Annotated in this window: 12 protein-coding genes; 8 read left to right on the top strand and 4 right to left on the bottom strand. The window is 59.8% G+C overall.

What is annotated here, in order from left to right; all coding sequences use genetic code 11:
- Positions 1-50: 50 nt before the first annotated feature.
- Together C2E19_RS28725 and C2E19_RS28720 are read right to left on the bottom strand one after the other, a co-directional pair.
- Entirely contained in the window at positions 51-296 is a 246-nt protein-coding gene (locus C2E19_RS28725) for a TIGR02647 family protein (protein ID WP_008084565.1), read from the bottom strand.
- A gap of 196 nt (positions 297-492) precedes the next feature.
- Entirely contained in the window at positions 493-783 is a 291-nt protein-coding gene (locus C2E19_RS28720; protein ID WP_129396028.1) for a hypothetical protein, read from the bottom strand.
- A gap of 123 nt (positions 784-906) precedes the next feature.
- Here C2E19_RS28720 and C2E19_RS28715 point away from each other — a divergent pair, with 123 nt between their 5' ends.
- Positions 907-1,566: a glutathione S-transferase family protein gene (locus tag C2E19_RS28715; RefSeq protein ID WP_129396027.1), complete on the top strand. Its 660-nt coding sequence runs from the start codon at positions 907-909 to the stop codon at positions 1,564-1,566.
- A gap of 128 nt (positions 1,567-1,694) precedes the next feature.
- On the opposite strand, the gene argH is transcribed toward C2E19_RS28715, so the two are convergent.
- Positions 1,695-3,089: an argininosuccinate lyase gene (gene argH / locus C2E19_RS28710; protein ID WP_007911110.1), complete on the bottom strand. Its 1,395-nt coding sequence runs from the start codon at positions 3,087-3,089 to the stop codon at positions 1,695-1,697.
- A gap of 472 nt (positions 3,090-3,561) precedes the next feature.
- Between argH and C2E19_RS28700 the strand changes: the two genes are divergently transcribed.
- The 7 genes from C2E19_RS28700 (at position 3,562) to C2E19_RS28670 (ending at position 9,939) form a co-directional block, all read left to right on the top strand.
- The gene (locus C2E19_RS28700; protein WP_007911111.1) at positions 3,562-4,308 is read left to right on the top strand and encodes a LytTR family DNA-binding domain-containing protein; all 747 of its coding nucleotides are present in this window, start codon (positions 3,562-3,564) and stop codon (positions 4,306-4,308) included.
- 126 nt (positions 4,309-4,434) lie between these two features.
- On the top strand, positions 4,435-5,376 hold the full coding sequence (gene hemC, locus C2E19_RS28695) for a hydroxymethylbilane synthase (RefSeq protein WP_129396026.1): 942 nt from the start codon (positions 4,435-4,437) through the stop codon (positions 5,374-5,376).
- Entirely contained in the window at positions 5,373-6,134 is a 762-nt protein-coding gene (locus C2E19_RS28690) for a uroporphyrinogen-III synthase (RefSeq protein WP_129396025.1), read from the top strand. Before hemC ends, C2E19_RS28690 begins: the two co-directional genes overlap by 4 nt.
- Before the next feature lie 16 nt (positions 6,135-6,150).
- Positions 6,151-7,293 carry a uroporphyrinogen-III C-methyltransferase gene (locus tag C2E19_RS28685; protein ID WP_129396024.1) on the top strand — a complete coding sequence of 381 codons (1,143 nt, stop codon included), beginning with the start codon at positions 6,151-6,153 and terminating at the stop codon, positions 7,291-7,293.
- Positions 7,290-8,528: a heme biosynthesis protein HemY gene (locus C2E19_RS28680; protein ID WP_129396023.1), complete on the top strand. Its 1,239-nt coding sequence runs from the start codon at positions 7,290-7,292 to the stop codon at positions 8,526-8,528. Before C2E19_RS28685 ends, C2E19_RS28680 begins: the two co-directional genes overlap by 4 nt.
- A gap of 216 nt (positions 8,529-8,744) precedes the next feature.
- Positions 8,745-9,296, top strand: coding sequence for a disulfide bond formation protein B (locus C2E19_RS28675; protein ID WP_129396022.1), 552 nt, complete (start codon positions 8,745-8,747; stop codon positions 9,294-9,296).
- Positions 9,297-9,480: 184 nt separating this feature from the next.
- Positions 9,481-9,939 (top strand): Rsd/AlgQ family anti-sigma factor, encoded by a 459-nt coding sequence (locus C2E19_RS28670; RefSeq protein WP_064116385.1) that lies wholly within the window; start codon positions 9,481-9,483, stop codon positions 9,937-9,939.
- Between the two features lie 55 nt (positions 9,940-9,994).
- On the opposite strand, the gene C2E19_RS28665 is transcribed toward C2E19_RS28670, so the two are convergent.
- Entirely contained in the window at positions 9,995-10,660 is a 666-nt protein-coding gene (locus C2E19_RS28665) for an FKBP-type peptidyl-prolyl cis-trans isomerase (protein WP_129396021.1), read from the bottom strand.
- Positions 10,661-10,846 lie beyond the last annotated feature (186 nt).

The raw sequence follows: 10,846 nt of genomic DNA, 5'->3' as shown, positions 1-10,846 counted from the left end.
CCCGCGGAAATCCCTTGGCGGGAGTTCCCGTGGGCGAAGTCAGGGGAAAATCAGGCTGTTTCCTGCTCTCTGAGAATGGTCAGCACGGTTTGCACATTTTGTGCGGCGTCGCGGCCGAGGCTGGTCAGATAACCGCCGTCGGGCTGATCGGTCAGGTCTTTTTCAAAGAGACGTTTGGCGGCAGAAATGTGTTTCGGGGCAGCGGTCTGATGGATTTTCAAACCTTCCTGGGAACTGTCCAGGGGAAAGAGTGCGAGGACTTCCAGTTCGGCAACCAGCTCAGGGGTAAGCGACATAAGGACTCCAGACTTTCTAGGAATTAGACGACAGCGCCCCTAAGGTGAACCCGCTTTTGCGGCATGTCCAGTGTTCAGATCAGGGATTTTGTCTTGAGGCGAATTCCAGTGTAGTCCCCATAAAAAAGATCGCAGCCTTCGGCAGCTCCTACAGGGGATTTGTGTAGGAGCTGCCGAAGGCTGCGATCTTTTGATCTTAGGCTTTTTCCGGTGGCAACTCTGGCAATGCACGCAACGCCGCTTCATACCATTCGGTATTGAACGCACGATCTTCATCCAGCATCGCGTCAATCTCGTAAGCCAGCACATGTGCCATCAGATTGAGGATCTCTTCCCGCTCAACGCCGACCAGGGTCAGCTTGTTGAACGTCGCTTTGGCGGCCGGCGGGTTGTCGCTTTCGATCTGGTTCTCGATGGCTTCGATCAACGTCGCTTCGGTGAACTCTTCTTCGTCGTTGTCATTGTCGATGTCTGTCGGCTCGCTCATGGCAGGCTCCTCAAGGAAAGGCGCCAGTTTACCCGCATTCAGCGGTGTGATGCTGCTGGCGGGATTCGCCTTGACGATCTATAAACAGGCACTGCCCACCCCGCACGGCCTGGAGGCTATGTGATGTTCAAGCTCTACGGATTCTCAGTCAGCAACTACTACAACATGGTCAAACTGGCGCTGCTGGAAAAAGGCCTGCCGTTCGAAGAGGTCACCTTCTACCCGACGCCGACACCGGAATCACTGGCCATCAGCCCGCGCGGCAAAGTCCCTGTACTGGGCGTGGACGCGGGTTTCGTCAACGAAACCGCGATCATCCTTGAATACCTCGAACAGACCCAGAAAGGCTCGCCGCTGCTGCCGAGAGATCCGTTCGAGCGTGCGCAGGTGTTGGCGATTGCCAAGGAAATCGAGCTGTACATCGAGCTGCCGGGGCGTGCCTGTTATGGCGAAGCATTTTTCGGCATGACCTTGCCGGATGCGATCAAGGAAAAGACCAAGACTGAATTGCAGCTGGGTTTTGCGGCGCTAGGCCGGCACGGCAAATTCGCTCCGTACGTGGCGGGCGACAGCTTGAGCATTGCCGATTTGTATTTCCTCTACAGCGTGCCGCTGGCCTGTGCAGTCGGGCAAAAGCTGTTCGGGATTGATTTGCTGGCGGAGATGCCCCAGGCCAAGGCGTTGTTGGAGCGGCTAGAGCAGAATCCGCATGTGCAGAAGATTGCAGCGGACAAGGAGGCGGCGATGCCGGCGTTTTTGGCGATGATCGCTGCCAAGAAGTGATGTTTCTGGTGCTCTGAAGATCGCATTCGCGAGCAGGCTCGCTCCCACAGGGGATTTTTGTCAGCCACAAATTTGTGTTCAGCAAAAATCCAAATGTGGGAGCGAGCCTGCTCGCGAAGATTTTGCTTTTAGCGGCTGGCGATCAGGGCCTGGCCGCGTACTACCGCTGCCTTGACCTGCGCCGGCGCAGTCCCGCCGATATGGTCACGGGCATTCACAGAGCCTTCCAGCGTCAGCACGGCAAACACATCCTGCTCGATCTGATCGCTGAACTGACGCAGTTCTTCCAGGCTCATCTCGGCCAGATCCTTGCCAGTGTCGACGCCGTACTTAACGGCATGGCCAACGATTTCGTGGCAATCACGGAACGGCAAACCACGACGCACCAGATAATCTGCCAGGTCGGTCGCGGTGGAGAAACCGCGCAACGCCGCTTCACGCATGATCGCGTGCTTCGGTTTGATCGCCGGGATCATGTCGGCAAAGGCCCGCAGCGAATCGCGCAGAGTATCGGCGGCGTCGAACAGCGGCTCCTTGTCTTCCTGGTTGTCTTTGTTATAGGCCAGCGGCTGGCCTTTCATCAGGGTCAGCAGACCCATCAGTGCGCCGAACACGCGGCCGGTCTTGCCACGTACCAGCTCTGGCACGTCGGGGTTTTTCTTTTGCGGCATGATCGAGCTGCCGGTGCAGAAACGGTCCGGCAGATCGATGAACTGGAACTGCGCGCTGGTCCACAGCACCAGCTCTTCGGAGAAACGCGACAAGTGCATCATCGCGATGCTCGCGGCCGAGCAGAATTCGATGGCGAAGTCGCGATCGGAAACGTTGTCCAGCGAGTTGCCGCCGACCGCATCGAAACCCAGCAGTTGCGCGGTGTATTCACGGTCGATCGGGTAGGTGGTGCCGGCCAGCGCGGCGCTGCCCAACGGCATGCGGTTGGTGCGCTTGCGGCAGTCGACCAGACGCTCGTAGTCGCGGCTGAGCATTTCGAACCAGGCCAGCATGTGGTGACCGAAAGTCACTGGCTGCGCGGTCTGCAAGTGTGTGAAGCCTGGCATGATGCTCGCGGCTTCGCGCTCGGCTTGCTCCAGCAGGCCTTTTTGCAGGCGGGTGATTTCGGCGAGGATCAGGTCGATCTCGTCACGCAGCCACAGGCGGATGTCGGTGGCGACCTGGTCGTTACGGCTACGCCCGGTGTGCAGCTTTTTACCGGTGACGCCGATGCGATCGGTCAGGCGTGCTTCGATGTTCATGTGCACGTCTTCGAGATCGATGCGCCAGTCGAACTGGCCGGCCTCGATTTCGCCCTGAATGGTCTTCAGGCCATCGATGATGCTGTCGCGCTCGGCATCGGTCAGCACGCCGACCTTGGCCAGCATGGTGGCGTGGGCGATCGAACCCATGATGTCGTGGCGATACAGGCGCTGGTCGAAAGTGACGGAGGCGGTGAAGCGGGCGACGAAGGCGTCGACGGGTTCACTGAAGCGGCCGCCCCAGGACTGATTGGTCTTGTCAGTGCTCATGAATTCGCTCGTATCGGCTTGAAGAAAAAAGGCGTGAAACGCTGGCGCGGATAATAACAGGGTTGCCAATCCTGTCGTTGACACTGGTCGATACGTTTTTTTCTCATCTGCTCAGTCATAGTCGGCGCTGGCCCCGGGGGATTTGCGCAAGGATATTTTTCGATTGAGCAATATCGTTCCGACGAGCGTCTACAGTAGGACATAAGGGTCGGCGCGACTGCGGATCGCGCAAAGGTCTGGTCGCCGACTATAAGAAGAGGGGGTGGGTGCAATTGTCCTTCGGCATTCCCCGTGAAAAACGCAGGAAACAGCGGGCTTTGAGCGGTACGACCCGGACACTGGCAAATATTGCTGGCCGACGTACGGCACTTTTTGGCGCTCGGGCTAGTCTTAGCGTGGATCGCGGTGACGGACGTCACTTCACCTGTCTACGCTATCCTTGTGCGAGACTCACGCAGGAATCCAGCGCAATATGAATGTCCTGATCGTTGATGACGAACCACTCGCTCGCGAGCGCCTCAGCCGAATGGTGAGCGAGCTCGAGGGTTATACAGTTCTGGAGCCCAGCGCCACGAATGGCGAGGAGGCGTTGGCACTGATCGACAGCCACAAGCCGGATATCGTGCTGCTCGATATCCGCATGCCAGGCCTCGATGGCCTGCAGGTTGCTGCCCGTCTGTGCGAACGAGAAACGCCGCCCGCCGTGGTGTTTTGCACCAGCCCCGATGAATTTGCCGTGGAAGCCCTGCAGGCCAGCGCCGTGGGCTATGTGGTGAAACCCGTGCGAACCGAACATCTGCATGACGCCCTGAAACGGGCGGAACGTCCAAACCGGGCGCAACTCTCGGCCCTGACCCGCCCTGCTGCTGAAAGCGGCACCGGCCCGCGCAGCCACATCAGCGCGCGTACTCGCAAAGGCATCGAACTGATCCCGCTGGATCAGGTGGTCTATTTCATTGCCGACCACAAATACGTGACCTTGCGCCACGAGGCTGGCGAAGTGCTGCTCGACGAGCCACTCAAGGCCCTTGAAGACGAATTCGGCGAGCGTTTCGTGCGTATCCACCGCAACGCGCTGGTCGCCCGTGACCGCATCGAGCGCCTGCAACGCACGCCGCTGGGGCATTTCCAGCTGTTCCTCAAAGGTCTCAATGGTGATGCGCTGATCGTCAGCCGTCGGCATGTGGCCGGTGTGCGCAAAATGATGCAGGGCCTGTAACCCGGGCTCCAGCTCCTTTTTACCGGGCATTGCAGGCCAGGGAGGCCGCGCCGACTCTGATTCAAGTCAAAGTGGATTTGGCTGAGCTGTTATTATCCGCCGTATCTATTCAGTACGGATTGATCCATGTCCTCTCGCGAAATCCGCATCGCCACCCGTAAAAGTGCGCTGGCCCTCTGGCAGGCCGAATACGTCAAAGCCCGTCTGGAAGCGGCCCATCCGGGCTTGTTGGTGACGCTGGTGCCCATGGTCAGTCGCGGCGACAAGCTGCTTGATTCGCCGCTGTCGAAAATCGGCGGCAAGGGCCTGTTCGTCAAGGAACTGGAAACCGCGCTGCTGGAAAATCAAGCCGACATCGCCGTGCATTCGATGAAAGACGTGCCGATGGACTTCCCTGAAGGCCTCGGTCTGTTTTGCATTTGCGAGCGCGAAGACCCGCGCGACGCTTTCGTTTCCAATACCTATGACAGCCTTGAAGCGTTGCCTGCCGGCAGCATCGTCGGCACCTCGAGTCTGCGTCGTCAGGCGCAACTGCTGACCCGTCGCCCGGATCTTGAGATCCGCTTCCTGCGCGGTAACGTCAATACGCGTCTGGCCAAACTTGATGCTGGCGAGTACGACGCGATCATCCTCGCAGCGGCCGGTCTGATACGTCTCGGTTTCGAAGAGCGCATCACTTCGGCGATCAGTGTCGATGACAGTCTCCCGGCCGGTGGCCAGGGCGCAGTCGGTATCGAATGCCGTAGCGCCGACACGCAAATCCACGCCTTGCTCGCACCACTGCATCACGCCGATACCTCGTCGCGCGTGACCGCCGAGCGTGCCCTCAACAAACATCTGAATGGCGGCTGCCAAGTGCCGATCGCCTGCTACGCCGTGCTTGAAGGCGAGCAGTTGTGGCTGCGTGGTCTGGTCGGTGAACCGAGCGGCGGCAAGCTGCTCAGTGCCGAAGCTCGTGCTCCGCGCGCCGATGCCGAAGCGCTGGGCGTGAAAGTCGCTGAAGACCTGCTCAGCCAAGGTGCAGACGACATTCTCAAAGCGGTCTACGGCGAGGCAGGTCACGAGTGACCGGTTGGCGCCTGCTGCTGACGCGCCCTGCGGACGATTGTGCGGCGCTGGCCGAGACGTTGGCGGCGCAGGGCGTTTTCAGTAGTTGTCTGCCGCTTCTGGACATTGTCGCGCTGCCGGTCTCTGACAAGATTCGTCAGGCGATTGCGCAGTTGCCGAATTGCAGCGCGGTAATCGTGGTTAGCAAACCGGCGGCACGCATTGCACTGGAGTTGCTCGACGGTTCACCTGCGCTGACGATGCCGTGGTTCAGTGTCGGTGCGGCGACCGCGCAGATTCTTCTGGATCGCGGCCTCGATGCGCACTTCCCGTCTGAGGGCGATGACAGTGAAGCGTTGCTGCAATTGCCGCGTCTGCGTGAGGCGGTCAGCCAGCCCGGTGCGCAGGTGTTGATCCTGCGCGGGGAGGGTGGGCGCGAACTGCTTGCCGAGCGCTTGCGTGAGCTAGGTGCTAGTGTCGAGTATCTGGAATTGTATCGACGCGAGCTGCCAGCCTATGCACCGCAAGCGTTACCGCAGCGGATCGAAGCGGAACGCTTGAACGGGCTGGTGGTCAGCAGTGGACAGGGTTTCGAGCACCTGCGTCAGATGGCCGGCGATGCCTGGCCGGCAATTGCGCAGTTGCCGTTGTTTGTGCCAAGCCCAAGAGTCGCCGAGCAGGCACGTGCCGCCGGGGCTCAAACAGTTGTGGATTGCCGCGGCGCGAGTGCCGCGGCTTTGCTGACGGCGTTACGGGAGCATCCCGTACCCGTTTTCTAATGCAAAGGATGGATACGTGAGCGAAACAGCCTTGCCTAAAGATGACGTCCAGCCTGTGATTGATGCCCAGGTTGAAACTCCACCGCCGGCCACAGAGCCGCGCCGAGGCAATGGACTGGCCATCGTCGCCCTGTTGCTCGGCGCTGCCGGGGTCGCCATGGGTGGCTGGGGTGTCTGGCAGGTCCGGCACCTGCAGACCAACACTCAACAGCAATCCGGGGAAGTGCAGGCGCTGAACGATCAGGCGCAGAGTCTGAAACTCAATGAACAGCGTCTGACCGAACGCCTCGCGCAGTTGCCGGGTGCTGACGAGCTTGCCGAGCGTCAACGTCTGGTGACCCAACTTCAGGGCGATCAACAACGCCTCAACCAGCGTCTGGAAACCGTCCTCGGTGCCAGCCGCAAGGACTGGCGTCTGGCCGAGGCCGAACATCTGCTGCGTCTGGCCAGCCTGCGTCTTTCGGCCTTGCAGGACATCAGCAGCGCGCAGGCGCTGGTGCAGGGTGCCGACGAAATCCTTCGTGAGCAAAACGATCCCGGCTCTTTCGCCGCCCGCGAGCAAGTGGCGAAAACCCTGGTCGCGTTGCGCAGCACTGCACAGCCGGATCGTACCGGTCTGTTCCTGCGCCTCGGCGCGTTGCGTGACCAGGTCATCGACCTCACCGAGCTGGCGCCGGAATACAAGGATCGCGGCGAATCGCTGCTCGGCCTGACTGCCGACGGTGACGGTGCGAGTCGTTGGGCGCAGTGGTGGGATCAGGTTTCGCGCTACATCCGCATCGATTTCAATGCTGACAAGAATGTGCGACCGCTGCTCGCCGGGCAGAGTCTGAGCCAGGTGCGTCTGGCCCTGAGCCTTTCGCTTGAGCAGGCGCAGTGGGCCGCTCTCAACGGCCAGGCAGCGGTTTACACCCAAGCGCTGACCGAGGCGCGCGACGTGCTCAAGGGCAACTTCAATCCGGATAATCCGCAAAGCAAAGTGATGCTCGAGCAAGTCGCAGAACTGAGCAAGGAACCGGTCACGGTCAACACCCCTGACATGGCTGGCACCCTGAGTGCGGTGCAGGGCTATCTCGAGCGGCGCAACGTCAACGCCGAAGAGTCGGTGAAACCCTTCGCCAAACCTGCCGCCAATACCGCGCAGGAGGCGACGCCATGAAACGCCTGTATGTGATTGTGTTTTTGGTGATCGCGGCGACGGCGGCGCTGGGCTTTGCCGTGGCGCAGCATTCCGGTTACGTGTTGATTGCCTACAAGACCTTCCGTTACGAAGCGAGCCTGTGGGCAACGCTCGCGGTGATTGCGGTGTTGTGGCTGCTGTTCTGGGGCATCAAGACGCTGGTCGAACTGGTCATGACCTCCACCGGTGTGGTCAATCCATGGTCGCGGCGCAACCGCAGTCGTCGTGTGCAAGTGGCCATCGAACACGGCCAACTCGATCTCGCCGAAGGTCGCTGGGCCAGCGCGCAACGGCATTTGTACCGTGCTGCAGAGGCCGAACGCCAACCGCTGCTGTACTACCTCGGCGCGGCACGTGCGGCCAACGAGCAGGGTAATTACGAAGAGTGCGATCACTTGCTGGAACGTGCGCTGGAACGTCAGCCGCAAGCCGAGCTGGCGATTGCCTTGAGTCATGCGCAGTTGCAAACCGACCGCGGTGATACCGACGGTGCGCTGGTGACCCTGCAAGCGATGCACGAGCGCCACCCGCGCAATGCGCAGACCTTGCGTCAGTTGCAGCGTTTGCATCAACAGCGTGGTGAATGGTCGGAGGTGATCCGTCTATTGCCGGAGCTGCGCAAGGACAAAGTCCTGCCCCCCGCAGAGCTGACTGAACTGGAACGCCGGGCCTGGGGTGCAAACCTGTCGCTGGCAGCGCATCGCGAGGAGGATGGCACGGTAGGTCTGCAGTCGCTCAAGCGCGCATGGGAACAGCTCACCTCGGCGCAGCGTCAGGAGCCGCCATTGGTCTTGGCGTATGCCGAACAGTTGCGTCAGTTGGGCGCTCAGGTCGAAGCGGAGGATGTGCTGCGAACGGCGCTCAAGCGCAAGTACGACAGTCATCTCGCACGTCTTTATGGCCTCGTGCGCGGCAGCGATCCGGCGCGTCAGTTGCAAACGGCCGAAGGCTGGCTCAAGGAGCATCCGGCCGACCCAAGCCTGCTGCTGACCCTTGGCCGTCTGTGCCTGCAAACCAGCTTGTGGGGCAAGGCCCGCGATTATCTGGAAAGCAGCCTGCGCCTGCAGCGTAATCCGGAAGCCTGTGCAGAGCTGGCGCGCCTGCTTGCACAGTTGGGCGATACCGAACGCAGTAATCAACTGTTTCAGGAGGGTCTTGGCCTGCTCGATGAGCGGCTGCTGGCCGCTCCCCTACCGGTCCCGGTTCGCGCATAAAATCACGGGGGAGCGTGCTCCCTCGTGTGCCTGATGACGGAAAAATCCTCGCCAACACGCGTCTTGGGCAACGTCCTACAACGGCCTACATCAATTCCTCTGTTGCCTGTCGGGATTTCCCTACACCTCTGGTGAAGTGTCGGCGGCTGCCTGCCTTGAAAGGCTGACGCGCTTTCCTCTACCGTAACTGCCTGTCTCTACTGTTACGGAAAAGCCATGTCGTTGGCCTGCTCACGCTCCTTGTTTTTTATGGCTTTCACTGCGGGGGCTGTTGCCCTGGGAGCTTCTTATTACCTTGAATACGCGGTTGGCCTGGCGCCATGCAGTCTGTGCCTGGTACAGCGGATGTTCATGACGCTGCTGACCGTCTGCTGTGGTCTGGCGGCGGTGCATGGTCCGCGACGTGTCGGCCTTTCGCTCTACTGGGTGGTTGCGCTTTGCGCGAGCCTCGGTGGCACGACGGCGGCCTGGCGGCAGGTGTTGATGCAGGGCGATTCAGTACTGCAACTGGTCGAATGTTCGCCTGCGCCCGAGACCTTGTTCAGCAGCATGCCCTGGTTGTGCGCGGTACTGCGCATGGTCAGCGGCAGCGCCGACTGTGTGGAAATTTCCTGGACGCTGTTCGATCTGAGCATCCCCGAGTGGAGTCTGCTGTTTTTTGTGGCGATGTCGATTCTGGCGTTTTACCAACTGATGCGACTGGTCTGGAACGCTCTGCAACAACCGCTCAGCGGCGAAGCGTCGCACCGCAGGCTGATCAGGGATTAAACACTTGTATGAACTTTATCTCCTGCGTACCTTGAAGCCATAGGCGTGCGGGCATAATCTGGCCCGCACGTGTCATTGGAATTATGTTGCTCGATGACGCTCTGCCCGACCGCCCTCCCGGCTTCAAACCAGAAGAGAGGCGCGGGTGTAGAGCAGCATGACCCACAAGGGAAGAGAGATCGCCATGCTCGAAAGTTGTCAGAATGCTCAGGAACGCTGGGGTGGAGTTCATCTGCTGATCGACCGCTGGTTGCAGGAGCGTGAAGATCTGATCGGCGCCTACGACAAACTCGGCGCGCAGCCTGAGTCACTGTCCGAGAGTCGCAAGCCCTTGCAGGAGTTCTGCGGCGTGCTGGTCGATTACGTCTCGGCAGGGCACTTCGAAATCTACGAACAGCTGACGGGCGAAGCCAAGGCGTTCAACGACAAACGTGGCCTGGAACTCGCCGAGACGATCTATCCACGCATCGACGTCATCACTGAGAAGCTGCTCGCGTTCAACGATCTGTGCGATGAAGGCAAGTGCGTTGCCGAGAAATTCAAGGAGCTCGGTGGCCTGCTGCACGAGCGTTTCGAACTTGAAGACTGCCTGATTGAAGTGCTGCATACAGCACATAAGGAAGAGGATCCGGTTCAGGCCTGATCTGCTTTTCCACTAAAAACGGTGCGCCCCTGGCGCACCGTTTTTTATTGCCTGATCAACTGGTCGCGCCGCGCAATTCCACCTCGAATACCAGCGGCGTGAACGGTGCGATCAGGTCACCGGCACCGTCGGCGCCATAGGCCTGATCCGATGGAATCACCAGGCGCCATTTCGCCCCCACCGGCATGTTCTGCAATGCGGTGCGCCATCCGGCAATCACGCTGTCGAGGTTGAACCACTGCGGCTGAGTGTTTTGATCGAACACCGTGCCGTCAGGCAGACGACCGATGTACAACACCTGCACTTTTCCATCGGGACCGGCCTTGGCGCCAGTGCCAGGGGTCAGTTCGGTCAGCAGGATTCCATCGGTCAATTCCTTTACGCCCGGTTTGGCTTTTTCTGCGGTGAGAAAACGCTGTTCGTTTTCCATCGCGGCGTCACTCGACGGCAGCGGTTTCTGTTCGGCATTTTGCGCTTCGTGATCGGCGAGGATCTGTTCGATGCGGGCTTCACTCAGTGCCAGTGGCTTGCCCTGATAGGCTTGCTGCAAGCCTTCGACCAACGCTTGAATCTGCAATTGCGGGACTTCCTGACGCAGCCGTTCACCGAGGCTTGCGCCCAAACTGTAGGCCAGATCGTGAGCGTCATTCGCAGTGGTTTTTTCGTCAGCGTGGGCTGCGGAAAAAATCATGCAGAGGGATAAAAAAAGGTAGCGCGACATGGGCACTCTCCGTCCTGAGATGCGGTGGATTATGCCAGCGCAAACGTCTGCAACGGTGAACTGCTTTTGCCTTCATGCAGAACATTTTCACTTCGTTGCAACGCAACTGTTTCGATACTGTCAACATGACCTAGCGGCGGTAGCAGCAGAGGTCTAGTATGAGCCGCACTCACGTCAGCCAGGAGG

It is taken from the genome of Pseudomonas sp. DTU12.3 (assembly GCF_004124275.1).
In the GTDB taxonomy this organism is placed as follows: Bacteria; Pseudomonadota; Gammaproteobacteria; order Pseudomonadales; family Pseudomonadaceae; genus Aquipseudomonas; species Aquipseudomonas helmanticensis.
This window is presented reverse-complemented; position numbering and strand designations above follow the sequence as displayed.